Below are 19,062 nucleotides of genomic sequence, written 5' to 3' on the forward strand. Positions count from 1 at the left end.
CAAACCTGTCGAGCAGCCTGGGTTCGTGGTGATCAACGGTTGGGTATTGCCTTCCCGTTATTTCCGGAACGAGCCAGCATGATCAAGGACTTTCAGCAGCAGAAGGCGCTGCGCGACGACTACGATTTTTGCATCATCGGTGCCGGCCCGGCGGGTATCACGTTGGGCTTGCGCCTGGCCGTCGCCGGCTGGAACGTATTGCTCGCCGAAGGCGGGGGGCGCGAGTATGCGCCGCACTCGCAAGGGTTGTACGCGTGCGCGTCCACGGGCCTGGAGCTGTATGCCGAGGAGACCCGCCTGCGTTATCTGGGGGGCACCTCCAACCACTGGGCTGGCCGTTGCCGGCCATTCACCCCGTCGGACTTTACCGTCGGCCCGCCAGGTGACTTGCCGGGTTGGCCTATTCCTTATTCGGAGATCGAGGGCTACCTGCCGGCAGCCATGGACATCGTCGACCTGCCACCCGGCGCGGATTTTCGTGCGATGAACACCGGCCTGGATGGCGGTGACTTCGAGGCGGACCGCTTTCTGCTCAGCACGCCCACACGCTTTGCGCAAAAGTACGCCACGGCACTGGAGCAGACCAAAGGTCTGGACGTTTTCATCAACTGCAACTGCGTGGACCTGGAATTCGACAAAGGCTCTGGCCATCTGACTGCGGTGGTGCTATCCGACTACGAGCGCAATCGTCAGCGCCTGGTGGCCAGAAACTTCATTCTGGCCACCGGTGCCATCGAAAATGCCCGGCAGTTGCTCAACAGCCACACGCTGGTGGCGGCAGGCGTGGTGAACAAGGAAGGGCTGGTTGGCGGGTGTTTCATGGAGCACCTCAACATCGACCTGGGCACGTTCATCCTGAAGTCCGGGCAGGACCCGGAGCCGCGCCAGTACTACACCACCGATGCCTTTGTCGACGAGTACAAGGCCGGTAAAGGCAATGTCACTGCCGCGTTGCTGGCCGATGTGCAGACGTATGGCCGCACTGCCGAGGTCAAGCATTTTCTGGAGAACCTGGCCTGTGACATGGGGGTTGCCGGCAAGATCGCCTTCGTCGCCAAGTTCAGCTGCCCCGGCGACGGCGTGATCAGCACCATGATCGAGCAGTTCCCCAACCTGCACAGTCGCATCTCGCTGCTTGACGAGCAGGACGCACTGGGGGTGGCCAAGGTCAATGTCAACTGGGCGCTGAGCGCCGATGACCGACACACCATCAAGTGCATTGGCAGCGAACTGGCCAAGCAGTTCGCCGACATGGACCTGGGCTTCGTCAAGCTTAACGACTTTGTCTACGACACTTCGATACCACTGAAGATGGCACCGCACGCCCACCACATGGGCACCACACGCATGGCTGCCTCGCCGCAGTTCGGCGTTGTGGATGCCAATTGCAAGGTGTTCGGTACCGAGAATCTTTATGTCGCCGGCAGCAGTATCTTTGCTAAAGGTGGCGCCTCAAACCCGACCATGCCCCTGTTGCAGTTTGCCGTGCGGCTGGCCGACCACCTCGATACCAAGATGAGAGCGGCCAGCGGCGCCGCTGCGTGAAGCAGGTTGTACACGGGTTGAGTGCGCTGCGGTCAGCACCTAGAAGAACGAGACCGGAACGCCTCAGGACACTCCAGATTGTTCAGATCGCGAGGCCAGGCAGTATGAAGGGATGGATACGCAAGGCAGTGGCGCACTATGCCCATGCAACCGGGCGCGGGGGCAAGTTCTACAGGAGGTTCTGCAACCCTTCTGGTCTTGAATGGGGGGCCTATCTCGCCCGATGGGGTAACTTTCACTCAGTTGGCAGCAATTTCTTCGTCAATACAGGCTGTAAATTCCTTGACCCTTCGCTGGTACGTATCGGTAACAGCGTTGGCCTGTCCGACTGTACGTTGATCGGTCATGACGGGGTGGTTTTGCTGATCGAACATCGCTTTGGCAAGCACCTGGATTCGGTCGGTTTCATTGATATCAAGGACAACTGTTTCATCGGCCATGGTGCGATCATCATGCCCCGCGTGACCATCGGCCCGGAATCGATCGTGGCTGCCGGCGCGGTGGTGACCAAGGACGTGCCGCCAGGCACCGTATTTGGTGGCAACCCGGCCCAGTTCATCTGCACCACCGAGCAGCTGATCAAACGGGTCGAGGCGCGTTGCGAAAGCTACCCGTGGATAGAACTGGTAAAACAGCGCAACGGCGCTTACGACCCGGAAGTTGAACCGCTGTTGATGGCGCAAAGGCGGCAATACTTCTTTGGGGACGGCAACAATGGCTAGCAAACCAGTGGATGTCATGGTGGTCAACTTCAATACCGCCGGGCTGCTGCAGCCGATGTTCGATGCGCTGCGCCGGGCCGACAGCGAGCGGCTGGCCAGTTACCTGGTAGTAGACAACGCATCGCGCGATGACTCGGTGCAGCGCATGGCCCAGGTGTGCCCCGAGGCACTGCTGCTGAGCAACAAGCAGAACGTGGGCTTCGGCCGGGCCAATAACCAGTTGCTGGCGCACCTGAAGGGCAAGTACGCCTTGCTGCTCAATACCGATGCCTTCGTTGCCGCCGACTCCCTGCAAAAAACCCTCGACTACATGGACGCCCACCCGGAGTGCGGCGTGCTAGGGGTGCGCCTGGAAGGCCGTGACGGCGATCTGCAGCCCAGCTGCCGCTACTTCCCTACGCCGCTCAACGTGTTTGTCGGGCGTACCGGGCTGGGGCGGTTCTTCCCGGGGCTGAAGATGGTCGATGAAATGACCTGGGACCACGCCTCGGTGCGCGAGTGTGACTGGTTACCGGGTTGCTTCTATCTGGTGCGCCGCGAAGTGCTGGACAAGGTGGGCCTGTTCGACCCGCGTTATTTTCTTTATTACGAAGAGGTGGACCACTGCAAGCGGGTGAAGGCAGCCGGCTGGAAAGTCGTGTTCTACCCGCATACCACCGTGGTGCACATCGGGGGTGAAAGCTCCAAGTCGGTGGCAGAGCTGGAGGCGGCCAGCCGGCAGATCTCGTCCTACCAGATCGAAAGCGAGCTGTTGTATTTCCGCAAGCATCACGGGGTGGCGGGCCTTGCCCTGCACATGGCGCTGGTCACCCTGGGTGACCTGGTGCTGGCACTCAAGGCGCTGTTGAAGCGACGCGGCTGGGGCGCGATTCAGGCCTGCTGGCGTCATTGCCGGGCGACCTGGTCACTGTTGTTCAAGACCCGGTACGCCAGCCAACCGACAAGGTAGGTAAAGCCATGTTCGAGAATATTCGTGCCGACCTGCGCGCCCATGGCGGGGATTGGGGGGCGCAGGGCTTCTGGGTACTGCTGGTGTATCGCTTCGGCCGCTGGCGCTACACCGTGCGCCCGGCACTGCTGCGCAAACTCTTCTCGCTGATCTACAAGGTGCTGTTCAAGTTCGTGCAGATCATCACCGGTATCGAACTGCCCTGCGAAGTGGTGATTGGCCGCAACTTCGTCATCGACCATTTTGGCGGCATCGTCATCAGTGGTTATGCCCGGTTTGGCGATGACTGCCGTATCCGCAACGGCGTGGTAGTGGGCTTGAAGAATGTCGATGAACCGATTGCCCCGGTGTTTGGCAACAACGTCGATATTGGTACCGGGGCCAAGGTGCTGGGCAGCATTCGTATTGGCAACAACGTGATCATCGGCGCCAATGCCGTGGTGCTGGCCGATGTGCCGGACAATTGCCTGGCGGTAGGGGTGCCGGCCACCATCAAGGCCAGGCAGCCAGTTGCCACGGCGCCCGTCGAGTGACGCCCATGGCGGCTGAAATGGGTGTGGTGGTCATCGGCCGCAACGAGGGCCCGCGCCTGGAGCGCTGCCTGCGCTCGCTGGTAAACGGTGCTGGGAAGGTCATGTATGTCGACTCGGGCTCCACCGACAGTTCGCTGCAGCTGGCCCGCAGCCTGGGTGTGGAGGTATTGGCGCTGGACATGGCCATCCCGTTCACCGCCGCCCGCGCGCGCAATGAAGGTTTCAGCGCCTTGCAGCGGCTGCTGCCGTCGATGCAACTGGTGCAGTTTGTTGATGGCGATTGCGAGGTGGATGCCCACTGGCTGGCCACGGCGCAGCTGTTTCTCGACCAGCATCCCGAGGTGGCGGTGGTGTGTGGTCGCCGGCGGGAGCGCTTCCCGGAACGCTCGGTGTACAACCTGCTGTGCGACCTCGAGTGGGACACCCCCATCGGTGAGGCCAAGGCGTGCGGTGGTGATGCGCTGATGCGGGCAGACGCGTTTGCTGCTGTCGGGGGCTTTCGCGCCGAGCTGATCGCCGGTGAGGAGCCTGAGCTGTGCGTGCGTTTGCGGGCCAAGGGCTGGAAAGTCTGGCGCCTGGCCGCCGAGATGACCCTGCACGACGCCGCCATGACCCGTTTCAGCCAGTGGTGGCGGCGCAGCCTGCGTGCTGGCCATGCCTATGCCGAAGGGGCCTACCTGCATGGTCAGCCGCCCGAGCAACACTGGTTGCGCGAGTCGCGGCGGGCCTGGTTATGGGGCCTGGGCGTACCCTTGGTAATCGTGCTGGCCTGCCTGCTGCTGGGTGGCTGGGGCCTGCTTTTGCTGTTGATCTACCCGCTGCAGGCCGTGCGCCTGGCGCGCCGTGGTAGTAAGTCGGCGCGCGAAAACTGGCTTCAGGCAGTGTTCCTGGTGCTGGGCAAGTTCCCGGAAATGCTCGGCCAGGTGAAGTTCTTGCGCCACCGCTTCGCGGCCGGCAAATCGGCTTTGATCGAGTACAAGTGAGAGATGACCATGATGCTCGGCACCCTCGTGAAAAGCGTGTTTACCTTGCAACCGGGCTACTCGTTGCGGGCGTTGAACAACAAGTACAAGTTGATGCTGCAGATTGCCAGGCAATGGCCTGAGCTGCATGGCTTCATGCAGCGCATGACGGCGGCGTTGGGTGAGCAAGGTGTACAGCGCTTGGGCGTGGACTGCATCGGTGTGGTGCAGTGGCCTTACCTCAGCAAATCCTGGGAAGCCCCGCAGCGCCTGGCGGTGATCGCTTCGCACTTTGAAGTAATGGCCGGTCAGTTTCCGACGCTGTTACTGCTGGGGCGGGACGAAAGCCTGACGCTGTGCGAGCTGTCCAGCCATTCGCCAGGCTGCAGCCTGGTGCTGGACCGGCCGATCTGGTTCAAGCGAGAAGGCGAGTTGGTGCTGAACCTGTTTCAGGGCGACCTGCGGGTGGCTTCACTGGCGTTCACCCTGAGCCGCAGCCACGGTGAGCTGTACCTGTTCATCGGGGCCGTGCAGGGCATCCACAAGGGCATCGACAGTGAAACCTCGCTGACCATCTATCGTGACCTGACCAAGGACTTCGAGGGCCTGCGCCCGCGCAGCCTGGTGCTCGAAGCGCTGAAGTGCCTGGCCCGGGCGTTGGGTGTCGCGCACCTGTATGCCGTCAGCGATGCCTGCCGGCACCACCGGCACGCTTATTTTGGCAGCGACAAAGGCCAGGACCTTGCGGCCAACTATGACGTCATCTGGCAGGAACACGGCGCCAGCGCCTCGAACCAGGCGGACTTCTTCACCGTACCGCTGGCCCCGGCGCAGCGGGCAGAAAGCGACATTCCAGCAAAGAAGCGGGCGATGTACCGCCGCCGTCAGGCGATGCTCGACGATGTTTTCTCACGCTTGCAGGCAGCATTGCCGAGCAGCAGTCACAACCTTGGACTACAAGGAAAACAGGGGGATGCATTTGCTGTGAGTGCATCGGCAGTGGACAAACCGCCCGTAGTCGACAGCCTGAAGTGAGGGTTGGCAGGGAAGGTAGGTCATCAAGCGGGTTTGGATCTGGATTCGTATGCGCATCGCTTACTTCATCAATCAGTACCCGAAGGTCAGCCACAGTTTCATCCGCCGCGAGATACTGGCGCTGGAGCGCCAGGGCGTAGAGGTACGACGCTTTGCCTTGCGGGGGTGGGATGCCGAGTTGCACGATGCCGAGGACACGGCCGAGCGGGCCAGGACCCGTTATGTGTTGCAAGGCGGCATAAAAGGGTTGCTGACGCCTGCGTTGCAGGTGCTGCGCGCGCAACCGCGGCGCTTTTTCCAGGCCTTGAGGCTGGCCATGCGCCTTGGCCGGCGTGCTGACCGTCCGTGGCCGTACCACCTGGTGTACCTGGCTGAGGCCTGCCAGCTGTTGCAGTGGCTGCAGGCCGATGAGGCCAGGCACGTGCATGCCCATTTTGGCACCAACTCTACCGAGGTGGTCATGCTGGCCCACCTGCTGGGCGGTCCCGCCTACAGCTTTACCGTGCACGGGCCGGAGGAGTTCGACAAGCCGCAGTTCTTGCACATGGGCGAGAAGGTGCGGCGTGCTGCTTTTGTGGCAGCGGTAAGTTCCTACGGGCGCAGCCAGCTGTTTCGCTGGGTGGCGCACGAGCACTGGGCCAAAGTGAAAGTGGTGCATTGTGGCCTGGAGCGAGGTTTCCATGAGGTGGCGCCGGTCAACGTGCCGGCGGTGCCGCAGCTGGTGTGCGTCGGCCGGCTCTGTGAACAGAAAGGCCAGCTGTTGCTGCTTGAGGCGGCGCGTCAGCTTGCGCAGCAGTCGATTGCCTTCGAACTGGTCCTGGCGGGTGACGGCGAGATGCGCGAGCAAATCGAGGCTCTGATTACCCGTCATGGCTTGCAGCAGCACGTGCGCATCACCGGCTGGATCAGCAGCGCACAGGTGCGCGAGGAAATTCTTGCCGCACGTGCGCTGGTATTACCCAGCTTCGCCGAGGGCCTGCCGGTGGTGATCATGGAGGCCATGGCCTTGCGCCGACCCGTATTGACCACCTATGTAGCGGGTATCCCGGAGCTGGTGCGCCCCGGCGAAAACGGCTGGCTGTTCCCCGCTGGGGCCGTGGAGGAACTGGCCCAGGCCATGGCCGAGTGCCTTGCGCAACCCGCCGAAGCGCTGCAGCGCATGGGCGAGGCGGCTTACCAGCGCGTGCTGCAACGGCATGATATCGACACCGAGGCGGCCAAGCTGGCCGGCTATTTCAAGGCATCCGCATGATGAGTGTATTGAGTTGGTTACTGGGCCTGCTGGCGGTGATCGCCTTTGTGCCTGTGTCTGTGTTTTTCTTGCAGATGCTGCTGGCTTGCCTGCCGCCGCGCACGCGGCCCTTGGGCGTCAGCGTGCGTCCGCGGGTGGCAGTGTTGGTACCGGCCCATGATGAGGCTGCGATCATTCGTGCAACGCTGGCGAGCGTAACCCCGCAGTTGCTGCCAGGCGACCGCTTGCTGGTGGTGGCCGACAACTGCACGGACGACACGGCGCGGCTGGCCCGTGAGGCCGGCGCCGAGGTGGTCGAGCGCTTTGATACGTTGCTACGTGGCAAAGGCTACGCGCTGGACTTCGGCGTACGCCACCTGGCCGAACAGCCGCCCGAGGTGGTAATTGTGGTGGACGCCGACTGCCAGGTAGGCGAGGGGGCGATTGACTGCCTGGCGCGTCGTTATCACCAGGCCCAACGCCCGGTGCAGGCGCTTTACCTGATGCGCGCACCCGCCGGTAGCGGGCTGAAGGTACAGGTGGCCGAGTTTGCCTGGCGGGTCAAGAACCTGGTACGGCCGCGTGGCTGGGCCCGGCTGGGGCTACCGTGCCAATTGATGGGGGCAGGCATGGCATTCGGTTGGCACGACCTGGCCCTCATCAACCTGGCCAATGGGCACTTGGTGGAGGATGTAAAGCTGGGCCTGGACCTGTGCCAGCAGGGCAAGCCGCCGGTGTTCTGCCCCGAGGCGTTGGTCACCAGCCAGTTCCCTGCAAGCCAGCAAGGCATGAACAGCCAGCGCACCCGCTGGGAGCATGGCCACCTGGGCTTGATGCTGGCGGATGCGCCCAAGCGTGCGCTGGCCGCCATCCGCCAGCGCAACGGTAGCCTGCTGGCCATGACCCTGGACCTGCTGGTGCCACCGCTGGCGCTACTGGTGCTGGCGTTGCTGGGGCTCAACCTGGTGACCTGGCTGGCCTACCTGCTGTCAGGCCATGCGGCGCCTGCGTGGATCGCACTGGCTGCGCTGGTCATGCTCGGCCTTGCCGTTGTGCTGGCGTGGGCACGCTTCTGCCGTGAGCTGATCCCGTTTTCCGTGCTGCTGTACGCGCCTTTTTACGCCGCAAGGAAAATCCCCCTGTACCTGGGGTTCCTGATCAAGCGCCAGGTCGAATGGGTGCGCTCCAAACGGGATGATGACTGATGGCTCAGTGGCAATGGCAGAAACGCTGGCGGGGTATTATCGACACGCTGGAGGTGGTGCCTGACAGCGCCGCAGCGCAACGCCTGCTCGACAGGCTTGCCACCCCGGACTCTGCAACCGTACTGGGCTTCGTCAATGCCCACGCAATGAACCTGGTGGTGCGCGACGGCGCGTATTGCCAGGCGTTGTCGGCGGCCGATGTGCTGTTGCGCGACGGCTCTGGCATGGCGATCCTTTATCGCCGGTTGGGCCTGGAGCCTGGGCTCAACATGAATGGCACCGACTTCATTCCCAGCCTCATGGAGGCATACCGCGGACGACGGGTAGCATTCTGGGGCACGCAGCAACCGTACCTGAACCAGGCTGTGCAACGCAGCGAAGCTTTGTTTGGCGTGGTGCCGGTATCGGTCCACGATGGCTTTGCCAGCATCGACACCTACCTGCAACTGGCCCGTGAACGCCAACCGGAGCTCATCGTGCTGGGGATGGGCATGCCCAAACAGGAAGCGGTGGCGGCCAGGTTGGCAGCTGTCGGCGGGCCATGCCTGATTGTGTGCGGCGGGGCGATTCTGGATTTCCTGGGTGGCAAGGTCAGCCGGGCACCGCAGTGGCTGCGGCATTTGGGGGGCGAGTGGGCCTACCGGCTGTTACGCGAGCCGAAGCGCCTGTTCATGCGTTATGTGGTGGGTAACCCATTGTTCTTGCTGCGCACCCTGCTGTGCCGCAAGACAGCCGATTCGGCCAGTGGAACCCTATGAATCGGCCAAAATCCGCGCTGATGGCGGGTGGCTGCTACAGTGAGATCAGTGGTTTGGGGGCTGCACGATCCTGCTTCACTGGCGTTGAATAAGCTGTTTTCAAGGCTTGATGTTTGATGGACGGCACTTGCTACGCTCAAATAGATGAGGTCTGAAATGGTTTTCGAACCCAGAAGCAGTCGTTCCTTACTCCAGAGAAGAAGCAGCGTCAGTAACGCCATTCAGGCGGGGCTTGATGGTATTGCAGTCACCGGTATTGCCTGGTACCTCATCTATGACCAGTTTGGTTACATTACCTCCGATTATGTAATCATGCTGCTGTTGCTGATTGGCGCACTGGCGGTCATCTACGACCATTATGCAATCTACCGTACCAACGTTGGCCTTTCGATCAAGGCGTTCCGCCTGTTCAAGGCGTGGTCGGCGACGTTCTGTTTTCTTGTGGTCATGGCGTTTTTGACCAAACAGAGTGAAACCTACTCCCGGTTGTTGGTCGTGCAGTTGTTTATCATTGGTTATATTGCCCAGTTGTTCTTGCATTTTGCGGTTCGTGAACTGCAAAAACGCTTTACCGCGCATGCGCGCCTGGACAACGCCCTGATTATCGGCAACGGCGATCTGGCCAATTTTCTTTACCAGAAGATCAGCAACAACCCCTGGTTTGGCGAACGGGTGCTGGGGTGTGTGCTGACTGACAAAGCCGGCGAACAGGGGCAGGAAAGTGCCGAGGGCAAGCAACGCCTGCCCGTGCTTGGGCACATTGCAGAGCTGGATGAAATCGTTGCCCGGCATGGCATTCGCACCGTCTACCTGGTGACCCCGCTGGGGGGCTCAGAGGTCATCAACGATGTGTACTTCAAGTTGCTCGACAAATGCATCGCTGTGAACTGGGTACCGGATATCTTTTCGTTGCGCCTTATCAATCATAGCGTGCGGGAAATTGCCGGCATTCCTGTGCTGACCCTTTCTGAAACGCCGTTGACGGGCATGAGCCTGTTCCTGAAAAATATCGAGGACCGCGTGTTGGCGGCATTGATACTGTTGTGTGCATCGCCTGTATTGCTGGGCGTTGCGCTGGCCATCAAACTCACCAGTCGCGGGCCGGTGTTCTTCCGCCAGGAACGCACGGGCTGGACGGGCGAGTCGTTCCGTATCTGGAAGTTCAGAAGCATGCACGTTCACCAGCCGGACAATGGCGTGGTTAAACAGGCGCAGAAGAATGACCCGCGGCTGACTAAAATTGGCGCCTTCATCCGCCGTACCAGCCTTGATGAACTGCCACAGTTGTTCAACGTGCTGACCGGGGAAATGTCGCTGGTTGGGCCACGGCCACATGCGTTGCAACATGACACGTTGTATTCCCAGGACATCGTCGATTACTTTGCCCGCCACAACATCAAGCCGGGCATGACCGGCCTGGCGCAAGTGCGCGGTTTCAGGGGGGAGACCAAGGACATTGAGCAGATGATCCAGCGGGTGGACTCGGACATCGAGTACATCAACAACTGGTCGCTGTGGCTGGATTTTGTGATTCTGGTACGCACGTTGAATGCGTTTACCGGTAAGCAGGCATATTAATTAAAGTGCAATCCCGGCAGCAGTGTTGTGGGCGCGGGCTTGTCCCGGCAATAGCAGGCACGCGGTGCATGGCACGGGCTTGGCCGGTGTTCGCGGGGCAAGCCCGCTCCCACAGAGCCTCTATTCCTTGTTCAGCGGATGCAACTCCCTGAACCCTCGCGCCTCCTCCACCAGCCAGTCATGCACCGCCCGCGCGCCCGGCTGGTTCAACCCGCCTGGCGGGTAATGCACCACGTAGCGTTTGTGGTTGGCGATCGGCACGCCAAACGGCACGATCAGCGCGCCGCGCTCCAGTTCGTCATTGAGCAGTGTGCGCCGGGCGATCGCTACACCAATACCGGCAATTGCCGCCTCGATGGTGAGGTGGTTGCGGTTGAAGGTATGTCCACGCCGCACATCCAGGCCGGCGGCGCCAATCCCGTCCAGGTAGAACTCCCACTCCGCATACTCCGAGCTGCCCCGCCAGGCGGTAATGTCGTGCAGCAGCGGGTAGTGCACCAGGTCCGCCGGCCCATGCAGGGGGGGGCGCCCGCGCAGCAGGGTGGGTGAGCACACCGGGAAAATCTGTTCGTCCAGCAGCGGTGTCGAGAGCATCCCCGGGTAGCTGCCATCATTCAGGTCGATAGCCAGGTCGAAATCGCCTGGTGTCAATGCCTGGGCGCTGTCTTCGGCCACCAGGCGCAGCTCGATGTCCGGATACCGCTGCTGAAAGCGTGGCAGGCGCGGGGTAAGCCATTTGGCCAGAAATGACGGAATCGAGCGCACGCGCAAGGTGCCGCGTATTTCACCGGCGTCCAGGCGCAGCAGTTCAGCTTCGATACTGCCGTAAGCCTCGGCCACCGTCTGGGCCAGGCGTTGCCCTTCGGCACTCAGTTCCACGCCGCGCGCGCGGCGCAGAAACAGCCGGTAACCCAGGCGTTCTTCCAGCTGGCGCATCTGCTGGCTGACCGCGCCAGGGGTGATGTGCAGCTCTTCGGCGCAGCGGGTAAAGGACAGGTGCCGGGCTGCACAGGCGAATACATGCAGCCAGACAAACACCTGGCCATTGAGTTGTCGTCGCATCGTTTAGCACCACTAAAGGCTTGCTTAGAAAGATTCGTTGGTCATCCGTGAGCCAGCGCGTCAGTATCGCGCAAAATCGCAATACCGCTCAATTTCATTCACTAAACCGTGCTGTGGATTCAAATCAGGGTACGGTCAGGCATTAGCATGGCTATCAGTGTTTTCGACCTTTTCAAAATCGGCATCGGGCCGTCCAGTTCCCACACCGTCGGCCCGATGCGGGCAGCGGCGACGTTTGCCCAGGCCCTGCGTGAGCAGGGGCTGCTGGCACAGGTGTCGCGCGTCGAAGTGCGGTTGTATGGCTCGCTGTCGGCCACCGGGGTTGGCCACGCTACCGATCGCGCCTGCCTGCTTGGCCTGATGGGCCAGTGGCCGGACCGCATAGACCCGGCCACCATCGAGTCGCGCGTTGGTCAGGTGTTGCAGGAGCATTGCCTGATGTTGGATGGCAGCCACCCGGTGGCTTTCGAGTATGGCCGCGACCTGCTGCTGCTCGACGAGAGCCTGCCTTACCACCCCAATGCCATGAGCCTGGAAGCACTGGACGGGGAGAGCAGCCTGCTGCTGCAGACCTACTATTCGGTAGGTGGCGGCTTCATTGTTGAACAGGGCGAACTGGATGCCCCGGCAGGCGAAACCCATACTGTTGTGCTGCCTTATGAGTTCGACAGTGCTGCCCAGTTGCTGGCCTTGTGCAAAGCCCACGGCTTGAGCGTGGCGCAGCTGATGATGGCCAACGAATGTGCCTGGCGCCCGGAGGCGCAAGTACGTGAAGGCCTGCTGCGCATCTGGGCGGCGATGCAAGAGTGCGTTGACAACGGGCTGCGCAACGAAGGCATCCTGCCTGGCGGGCTGCACGTCAAGCGCCGCGCCGCGCGGCTGCACCGCAGCCTGCAGGAACTGGGCAAGCCCAACGTGATTGGTTCGACGCTCAGCGCCATGGAGTGGGTGAACCTGTTCGCCCTGGCGGTGAATGAAGAGAATGCCGCCGGCGGTCGCATGGTCACCGCGCCCACCAACGGCGCGGCCGGTATCATACCGGCGGTGTTGCACTATTACATGAAATTCAACCCGGTCGCCTGCAATGCGGATGTAGTGGACTTCCTGCTGGCGGCAGCGGCCGTGGGCATACTGTGCAAGAAAAACGCGTCGATTTCCGGTGCCGAGGTCGGCTGCCAGGGTGAGGTGGGCTCGGCGTGTTCGATGGCCGCTGCCGGCCTTGCACAGGTGTTGAGTGCCACGCCGCCGCAGCTGGAAAACGCGGCCGAGATTGCCCTGGAACACAACCTGGGGCTCACGTGCGACCCGGTTGGCGGCCTGGTGCAGGTGCCGTGCATCGAGCGCAATGCGATTGCTGCGGTGAAGGCGATCAACGCGGTGCAGATGGCGTTGCGCGGCGATGGCGAGCACTTTATTTCGCTCGACCGGGTCATCCGCACCATGCGTGATACCGGGGCGGACATGCATGCCAACTACAAGGAGACCTCGCGCGGCGGCCTGGCAGTCGCCTTTGTCGAGTGCTAGGAAAACTCACCGGCCGATGCAGTCTTTTGTGGGAGCGGCCTTGCGTCGCGAAAGGGCCGCAAAGCGGCCCCAGCACTTTGTATATCAGGGCTTGAATCCTGTGGCTGCCTCGCAGCCCTTTCGCGACGCGAGGCCGCTCCCACAAGTATTGTGTGCGGGCGGCCCTTAGCGGGCTTTCTGCCTGGCTTCAATGAAGCTCGCCCGCATGTCCTTGGCCCAGCCATCGAGTACCGGCTTGACGTCATTCAAGGTCAGCTTCTGGGTATCGTTTTCCAGTTCCTGACCCGCGCCTTTGCGTACCACCTGGGCCAGCACTTTCTGGCTGGCACCGTCCAGGAACGCCGCCTCCACGCCGACATCCACGTCCTGGTCACGTCCACCCATGGCGGTGTTCACACCTGCCGAAATGAGCGCAATGGGGATCACTTCATAGGGCTTGAGGCCTTCATTGCTGGTGGACACCGCCGTGATTGCCGGGCGCACCACGATCACACCCGGGCCGGGCCCCTTGGCCAAGGGCATCACGCTACCGAGTTCACGGCGCAGCGCTTCATTGAAGTAGCGGGTGATTTCCTGCAGCGTCTGCTGCGAGATAACCGCTGTCGGCTGCGGCTTGGGGTAGAACTGGCTGGGCTCGATGAACACCTGGCTGTACTGGTTGATATTGACCTTGGGGTCGATCCAGCGCATCACCGGGTCACCCGACGGGCTCTTGGCTTCTTGCAACCGGCTGTAGTCCTTGAGGAAGCCGGAATAATCCTTGGGGTCCACGCGATTGCTGGAGCAGGCGGCCACGGCAAGCAGTGCGGCGCACAACAGGGTAATGCGAGGCAGTGATTTCATGATGAAGGCGCATCCATGAGAGGTCGGCCAGAACAACGCTAGCAGGTGCGCGACAGTTGGCCAGTGGGCGAGTTCAATCCCCTGTGGAAAGCGGAAAAAGTGGCGGCGCCCCTTCTCTCGGGCACCGCGTCCTTTGCAGCGCACTCAACCCAGCGCTTCGCGCAACCGGTACCACAGCATGCCCAGTGCCAGTAGCGGCGAGCGCAGCGCCTTGCCGCCAGGGAACGTCAGGTGGGGCACGGCGCTGAACACATCCAGGCCCTGGCTGTGGCCGAGGGCTATGCTTTCGGCCAGCAGTTTTGCCGTCCAGTGCGTCACGTTCAGCCCGTGCCCGGAATAACCCTGGGCGTAATACACGTTAGGGTGCTGGCTCAGGCGCCCGACCTGGGGGAAGCGGTTGGCGGTGATGCCGATCATGCCGCCCCACTGGTAGTCAATGCGCACGTTGGCCAGTTGCGGGAACACCTTCAGCACTTTGGGCCGCATGTAGGCGGCGATGTCTTTGGGGTCGCGGCCGGAGTAGTGGCAGGCCCCGCCGAACAGCAGGCGGCGGTCTGCCGTGAGGCGGTAGTAGTCCAGGCCGACCTTCTGGTCGCACAGCGCCATGTTCTGCGGGATCAGTGTGGTCGCCAGCGGTTCGGGCAACGGTTCGGTGGCCACCACGTAACTGCCGGCTGGCAGCACCTTGCCGCTCAGCCGCGGCTCCAGTTCATCGAGGTGAGCGTTGCAGCCCAGCACCAGGCTGCTTGCCCGCACCTTGCCACGGGCCGTGTGCAAGGTCACGCGCGGGCCGTGCTCGATACGCAGCACGGGGCTTTGCTCGAAAATGCGCACGCCCAGGCTATGGGCGGCACGGGCTTCGCCCTGGACCAGGTCGAGCGGGTGCAGGTGGCCAGAACCCATGTCGACCAGGCCGCCGGCGTACTGGTCGCTGGCGACAATTTCATGCAACTGCCCAGGGCTTACAAGGCGGGTTTCAGGGCGATAGCCAAGCGCTGCCAGGTCATCCTGCTCGTCCTTGAAGGCAGCGAACTGCTCAGGCGTGTTGGCCAGTTCGCAGAAACCCCAGCGCAGGTCGCAGGCAATGCCGTACTGGGCGATGCGGCTGGCCACCAGCGCCACCGAATCGATGCCGGCCTGCTTGAGGTAGCGCACCCCATCCTGACCGACATGCCGGGTGAAACCGCTGACGTCATGGCCGATGCCGCGAATCAGCTGGCCGCCATTGCGCCCGCTGGCGCCCCAGCCAATGCGCCGGCCTTCCAGCAGCACCACCGACAAGCCACGTTCAGCCAGTTCCAGGGCGGTGTTGACGCCGGTCAGCCCGCCGCCGACCACGCACACATCAGCCGTCAGTTCGCCGTCCAGGGTTGGGTAGGGCGCCGCGTTGCGTGCCGTGGCAGCGTAGTACGAAGCAGTGTGTTGGGAATCGAAAGACATGGGCGTTCTCGGCTCAGCGGTTGGACTTGATCTTGCTCCAGGAGCGGGTCATGACGCGCATGATCTTCGGGCTCGGGGTGCTGGAGATGTAGAGCTTGTCCAGCACGTCCTGGGGAGGATAGATCTCAGGGTTGTGCACCAGCGATGCATCCATGTAGGCCTTGGCGTCGGGGTTGGCGTTGGCATAACCGACCGTGGCACTGACGTTGGCGATCACTTTCGGGTCGAGCAGGTAATTGATGAAGGCCAGCGCCTGCTCGGGGTTGCTGGCGTCCTTGGGAATGGCCAGCAGGTCGAACCACAGGTTGCTGCCTTCCTTGGGGATGCTGTAGGCGACTTTTACGCCGTTCTTCGCCTCCACGGCGCGGTTGGCGGCCTGGAACACGTCACCGGAATAGCCGAAGGCCACGCAGACATCGCCATTGGCCAGGTCGGACACGTATTTGGATGAATGGAAGTAAGTGATGTAGGGCCGCAGTTCGAGCAAGCGTGCTTCAGCCTTGGCGTAGTCGGCCGGTTTTTCGCTGCGTGGGTCAAGGCCCAGGTAGTTGAGCATCGCCGGGAACAGTTCGTCGGGCGAATCCATGAAGGCCACGCCGCATTGCTTGAGCTTTTTCAGGTTTTCGGGCTCGAACAGCACCGCCCACGAGTCGATATGGTCGATGCCCAAGGCTGCCTTGACCTTGTCGACGTTGTAGCCGATGCCGTTGGTGCCCCACAGGTAGGGCACAGCGTACTGGTTGCCGGGGTCGTTCTGTTCAAGCTGCTTGAGCAGCTTGGGGTCCAGGTGTTGCCAGTTCGGCAGCTTGCTGCGGTCCAGCGGCAGGAAGGCGCCGGCCTGGGCCTGGCGGGCGAGGAAGTGGTTGGACGGCACCACCACGTCGTAACCGGTGCGCCCGGCCAGCAGCTTGCCTTCGAGGGTTTCGTTGGAGTCAAACACGTCATAAACCACCTTGATCCCGCTGCTGGCCTGGAAGTCAGCCAGGGTGGTGTCACCGATGTAGTCGGTCCAGTTGTACACACTGACCGAGGGGGTGGCCTGGGTGGTGGTGGCGAACAGCAGGGCGAACGCAGCGGGGATCAGGGCTTGCAAATGACGCATGGGGACACCTCGTTGGTCTTGTTCTTTGAGTTTGGTGTACTGGGGGCGCACAGCGCCCCGGGTGGGTCAGACGCTCATCATCAGGAACTCACGCTCCCAGGAGCTGATGACCCGTTTGTAGTTCTCATGCTCGGCACGTTTGACCGCCACATAGCCCTGGACAAACTGCTTGCCCAGGTACTGCTGCACGGTTTCGCAGTCTTCCATGTGCTGCAGGGCGTCTTCGATGGTGATCGGCAGGCGCAGGTTGCGCCGTTCGTAGGCGCGGCCCTGCACAGGTGCGCTTGGATCGAGCTGTTCGACCATGCCCAGATAGCCGCACAGCAGGCTTGCAGCGATGGCCAGGTAAGGGTTGGCATCGGCGCCCGGCAGGCGGTTTTCCACGCGCATTGCCTCTGGGCTGGAGGTGGGTACGCGCAGCCCGGCGGTACGGTTTTCTTCACCCCATTCGACGTTGACCGGCGCCGAGGTGTCCGGCAAAAAGCGACGGAACGAGTTGACGTTGGGCGCGAACATCGGCAACAGCTTGGGGATGTACTTTTGCAAACCGCCGATGTGGTGCAGGAACAGCTGGCTCATGCTGCCGTCATCATTGGCAAAGATTGGCTTGCCGGTGGCGATGTCGACCACGCTCTGGTGCAAGTGCATGGCACTGCCAGGCTCGTCCGTGATCGGTTTGGCCATGAAAGTGGCGGCCACGTTGTGCTTGAGCGCCGCTTCGCGCATGGTGCGCTTGAACACGGTGATCTGGTCGGCCAGGTCCAGCGCGTCGCCGTGGCGGAAGTTGATTTCCATCTGCGCCGGGCCGTCTTCGTGGATCAGCGTATCCAGGTCCAGGCCCTGGATCTCGCACCAGTCGTAGACGTCCTCGAACAGCGGGTCGAATTCGTTGGCGGCATCGATCGAGAACGACTGGCGACCGCTTTCGGCACGACCAGAACGCCCCAGCGGCACCTGCAGTGGCAAGTCCGGGTCTTCACAGCGCTTGGTGAGGTAGAACTCCATCTCGGGCGCGACGATCGGCTGCCAGCCCTTGTCGGCGTAGAGCTTGAGCACTTTCTTCAGCACGTTGCGCGGCGACAGTTCGATGGGGTTGCCTTGCTTGTCGAAGGTGTCGTGGATCACGATCGCAGTTGGCTCGATCGCCCACGGGATCTGGTACACGGCGCAGGGGTCGGGCCGGCAGACCATGTCGATGTCGGCGGCATCGAGCAGGTTGTAGTAGATGTCATCGTCAACGTAGTCGCCGGTGACCGTCTGCAGCAGCACGCTTTCGGGCAGGCGCATGCCACGCTCGTGGAGGAACTTGGCGGTGGGCGCGATCTTACCGCGGGCGATGCCGGTCAGGTCGCTGATCACGCATTCGACTTCGGTGATGCGGTGTTCTTTCAGCCAGGTGTACAGCTGATCGAAGGGGGCGTTCATACAGACCTCTTGGTTGGGTTTTAGTGTGGGAGCGACGCTTTTGACGAAAGCCGCAGTATGGCTTTGCAAGGTGTGCACTTCCCAGGTGACGCACTGGAGACTATCTTGGTCGCAGCCCCCGGGGCCGATCTATCCATTTTCTTCGGCAAGCAATGCACCAAAAGAGTGCAACTAGGATCTCGCGTGACAACGCCCAATGCGCTGCAAGTTCAGGCCTTTCATACCACCGATGTCTCTGAGCAAGTGCGCACGACCCCCGGCTGGCAGCAGCAATACCGGCAGATGTCGCCGGGCAATTTCAGCGGAGAGTTGCGCTGGCTGGGGATGGATGGCGTGGAGGTATACGAGGAGCGTCTGAATACCCGGGTGGAGCAGTTTTTCCGCGCACCGAGCGGTTCACTGGCGTTTTGCTTTGACCGCAGCGAAAACAGCCTGTACTTGCTGAACGAACAAAGCCGCAATATCTGGATAACCCCGGAGAACTATCAGGAAGTGGCAGTGGTGTTCGACCAGGCCTTCCTCGCCCGCCATGGGCTGGACCCGCAACGCCTCGAAGGGTTGTTCATGGTGCCGTTGGGCAGTGGGCAGAACGCGTTGTTTGGCAGTTGGCTAAGCGCCACGCTGACCCGCCTCGGGCAGGCTGACTGCCCAGTGCAGGGGCAGGCACTGGCGGAACAACTGCTGGAGGATTGCCTGTTCATCCTTGATAACGCCAGCCAGCGACTTCAGGGCGTAGCCTTGGGGCGCCGCGACGAAGAGCGGGCGATCATGCGGCGGGTCAGCGAGTGGGCGGCTGATTGCCCCGAGGAGACGTTGAACCTGGTGGAGCTGGCGGATGTTGCAGGGGTATCGCTGCGCCAGCTGCAGCAAGCGTTCAAGGCATTTACCGGCATGCCGCCAGCGCAGTGGCTGCGCTTGCGCCGGCTGAACGGCGCACGGCGCGATTTGTTACGCGATGGCAGGGCGACCGTGGCCGAGGTCGCGATGCGCTGGTCATTCTGGCATTTGGGAAGGTTTTCAGAGAGTTACCGTCAATTGTTCAAGGAGTTTCCGAGCGAGACCTTGCGGCGGGGCAGGGGTTAAGGTGTGACCTTCGAATCCACACTGTTTTTTTGTTTAATTTCATTTAGTTACCGAAACCTCATCAA

General features: G+C 61.9%; 17 protein-coding genes. 12 read left to right on the plus strand and 5 right to left on the minus strand.

The features are described 5' to 3' along the window. Positions 1-78: 78 nt before the first annotated feature. From CKW35_RS05085 to CKW35_RS05130, 10 genes are all read left to right on the plus strand, one after another. Positions 79-1,545 (plus strand): GMC oxidoreductase, encoded by a 1,467-nt coding sequence (locus CKW35_RS05085; protein ID WP_095115339.1) that lies wholly within the window; start codon positions 79-81, stop codon positions 1,543-1,545. A 104-nt stretch (positions 1,546-1,649) separates the two neighbouring features. Continuing rightward, positions 1,650-2,267 carry an acyltransferase gene (locus CKW35_RS05090; RefSeq protein WP_016487256.1) on the plus strand — a complete coding sequence of 206 codons (618 nt, stop codon included), beginning with the start codon at positions 1,650-1,652 and terminating at the stop codon, positions 2,265-2,267. Further along, complete coding sequence (locus CKW35_RS05095) at positions 2,260-3,216, plus strand: glycosyltransferase family 2 protein (protein WP_016487255.1); 957 nt, start codon at positions 2,260-2,262, stop codon at positions 3,214-3,216. Before CKW35_RS05090 ends, CKW35_RS05095 begins: the two co-directional genes overlap by 8 nt. 8 nt (positions 3,217-3,224) lie before the next feature. Next, entirely contained in the window at positions 3,225-3,749 is a 525-nt protein-coding gene (locus CKW35_RS05100) for a serine O-acetyltransferase (RefSeq protein ID WP_023048151.1), read from the plus strand. 5 nt (positions 3,750-3,754) lie between these two features. Beyond that, a complete protein-coding gene (locus CKW35_RS05105) occupies positions 3,755-4,732 on the plus strand; it encodes a glycosyltransferase family 2 protein (protein WP_095115341.1) in 978 nt (325 codons plus the stop codon). A gap of 9 nt (positions 4,733-4,741) precedes the next feature. Next, positions 4,742-5,746 carry a VirK/YbjX family protein gene (locus CKW35_RS05110; RefSeq protein WP_031312020.1) on the plus strand — a complete coding sequence of 335 codons (1,005 nt, stop codon included), beginning with the start codon at positions 4,742-4,744 and terminating at the stop codon, positions 5,744-5,746. 49 nt (positions 5,747-5,795) lie between these two features. Further along, positions 5,796-6,998, plus strand: a complete 1,203-nt coding sequence (locus CKW35_RS05115; RefSeq protein ID WP_095115343.1) for a glycosyltransferase — start codon at positions 5,796-5,798, stop codon at positions 6,996-6,998. Further along, positions 6,995-8,182, plus strand: coding sequence for a glycosyltransferase family 2 protein (locus tag CKW35_RS05120; RefSeq protein ID WP_016487250.1), 1,188 nt, complete (start codon positions 6,995-6,997; stop codon positions 8,180-8,182). The genes CKW35_RS05115 and CKW35_RS05120 overlap by 4 nt, the downstream gene beginning before the upstream one ends. Then, positions 8,182-8,940, plus strand: a complete 759-nt coding sequence (locus tag CKW35_RS05125) for a WecB/TagA/CpsF family glycosyltransferase (protein WP_095115345.1) — start codon at positions 8,182-8,184, stop codon at positions 8,938-8,940. Before CKW35_RS05120 ends, CKW35_RS05125 begins: the two co-directional genes overlap by 1 nt. 156 nt (positions 8,941-9,096) lie before the next feature. Continuing rightward, the gene (locus CKW35_RS05130; RefSeq protein WP_016487248.1) at positions 9,097-10,518 is read left to right on the plus strand and encodes an undecaprenyl-phosphate glucose phosphotransferase; all 1,422 of its coding nucleotides are present in this window, start codon (positions 9,097-9,099) and stop codon (positions 10,516-10,518) included. A gap of 120 nt (positions 10,519-10,638) precedes the next feature. Here the strand turns inward: CKW35_RS05130 and CKW35_RS05135 are convergent, their stop codons facing one another. Continuing rightward, positions 10,639-11,580, minus strand: a complete 942-nt coding sequence (locus CKW35_RS05135) for a LysR substrate-binding domain-containing protein (protein ID WP_016487247.1) — start codon at positions 11,578-11,580, stop codon at positions 10,639-10,641. Positions 11,581-11,727: 147 nt separating this feature from the next. Between CKW35_RS05135 and CKW35_RS05140 the strand changes: the two genes are divergently transcribed. Then, positions 11,728-13,104 (plus strand): L-serine ammonia-lyase, encoded by a 1,377-nt coding sequence (locus CKW35_RS05140; RefSeq protein WP_095115347.1) that lies wholly within the window; start codon positions 11,728-11,730, stop codon positions 13,102-13,104. 165 nt (positions 13,105-13,269) lie between these two features. Here the strand turns inward: CKW35_RS05140 and CKW35_RS05145 are convergent, their stop codons facing one another. The 4 genes from CKW35_RS05145 to CKW35_RS05160 form a co-directional block, all read right to left on the minus strand. Further along, a complete protein-coding gene (locus tag CKW35_RS05145) occupies positions 13,270-13,947 on the minus strand; it encodes a DUF3313 domain-containing protein (protein ID WP_016487245.1) in 678 nt (225 codons plus the stop codon). 144 nt (positions 13,948-14,091) lie between these two features. Continuing rightward, positions 14,092-15,387 (minus strand): FAD-binding oxidoreductase, encoded by a 1,296-nt coding sequence (locus CKW35_RS05150; protein ID WP_016487244.1) that lies wholly within the window; start codon positions 15,385-15,387, stop codon positions 14,092-14,094. A gap of 13 nt (positions 15,388-15,400) precedes the next feature. Next, a complete protein-coding gene (locus tag CKW35_RS05155; protein ID WP_016487243.1) occupies positions 15,401-16,489 on the minus strand; it encodes a polyamine ABC transporter substrate-binding protein in 1,089 nt (362 codons plus the stop codon). Between the two features lie 66 nt (positions 16,490-16,555). After that, on the minus strand, positions 16,556-17,914 hold the full coding sequence (locus CKW35_RS05160) for a glutamine synthetase family protein (protein ID WP_023048145.1): 1,359 nt from the start codon (positions 17,912-17,914) through the stop codon (positions 16,556-16,558). A gap of 183 nt (positions 17,915-18,097) precedes the next feature. Here CKW35_RS05160 and CKW35_RS05165 point away from each other — a divergent pair, with 183 nt between their 5' ends. Continuing rightward, on the plus strand, positions 18,098-18,997 hold the full coding sequence (locus CKW35_RS05165) for a helix-turn-helix domain-containing protein (RefSeq protein ID WP_016487241.1): 900 nt from the start codon (positions 18,098-18,100) through the stop codon (positions 18,995-18,997). The last annotated feature ends 65 nt before the right edge of the window (positions 18,998-19,062 follow it).

The organism is Pseudomonas sp. Irchel 3F3 (genome assembly GCF_900187545.1).
GTDB classification, from domain to species: Bacteria; Pseudomonadota; Gammaproteobacteria; order Pseudomonadales; family Pseudomonadaceae; genus Aquipseudomonas; species Aquipseudomonas fortuita.

Bases quoted from the DNA above. Each gene is read 5' to 3' on its own strand.
- CKW35_RS05085 (WP_095115339.1), top strand. From the start codon at position 79: ATGATCAAGGACTTTCAGCAGCAGAAGGCGCTGCGCGACGACTACGAT.
- CKW35_RS05130 (WP_016487248.1), top strand. From the start codon at position 9,097: ATGGTTTTCGAACCCAGAAGCAGTCGTTCCTTACTCCAGAGAAGAAGC.
- CKW35_RS05090 (WP_016487256.1), top strand. From the start codon at position 1,650: ATGAAGGGATGGATACGCAAGGCAGTGGCGCACTATGCCCATGCAACC.
- CKW35_RS05135 (WP_016487247.1), bottom strand. From the start codon at position 11,580: ATGCGACGACAACTCAATGGCCAGGTGTTTGTCTGGCTGCATGTATTC.
- CKW35_RS05150 (WP_016487244.1), bottom strand. From the start codon at position 15,387: ATGTCTTTCGATTCCCAACACACTGCTTCGTACTACGCTGCCACGGCA.
- CKW35_RS05145 (WP_016487245.1), bottom strand. From the start codon at position 13,947: ATGAAATCACTGCCTCGCATTACCCTGTTGTGCGCCGCACTGCTTGCC.
- CKW35_RS05140 (WP_095115347.1), top strand. From the start codon at position 11,728: ATGGCTATCAGTGTTTTCGACCTTTTCAAAATCGGCATCGGGCCGTCC.
- CKW35_RS05115 (WP_095115343.1), top strand. From the start codon at position 5,796: ATGCGCATCGCTTACTTCATCAATCAGTACCCGAAGGTCAGCCACAGT.
- CKW35_RS05110 (WP_031312020.1), top strand. From the start codon at position 4,742: ATGATGCTCGGCACCCTCGTGAAAAGCGTGTTTACCTTGCAACCGGGC.
- CKW35_RS05155 (WP_016487243.1), bottom strand. From the start codon at position 16,489: ATGCGTCATTTGCAAGCCCTGATCCCCGCTGCGTTCGCCCTGCTGTTC.
- CKW35_RS05105 (WP_095115341.1), top strand. From the start codon at position 3,755: ATGGCGGCTGAAATGGGTGTGGTGGTCATCGGCCGCAACGAGGGCCCG.
- CKW35_RS05095 (WP_016487255.1), top strand. From the start codon at position 2,260: ATGGCTAGCAAACCAGTGGATGTCATGGTGGTCAACTTCAATACCGCC.
- CKW35_RS05100 (WP_023048151.1), top strand. From the start codon at position 3,225: ATGTTCGAGAATATTCGTGCCGACCTGCGCGCCCATGGCGGGGATTGG.
- CKW35_RS05120 (WP_016487250.1), top strand. From the start codon at position 6,995: ATGATGAGTGTATTGAGTTGGTTACTGGGCCTGCTGGCGGTGATCGCC.
- CKW35_RS05160 (WP_023048145.1), bottom strand. From the start codon at position 17,914: ATGAACGCCCCCTTCGATCAGCTGTACACCTGGCTGAAAGAACACCGC.
- CKW35_RS05125 (WP_095115345.1), top strand. From the start codon at position 8,182: ATGGCTCAGTGGCAATGGCAGAAACGCTGGCGGGGTATTATCGACACG.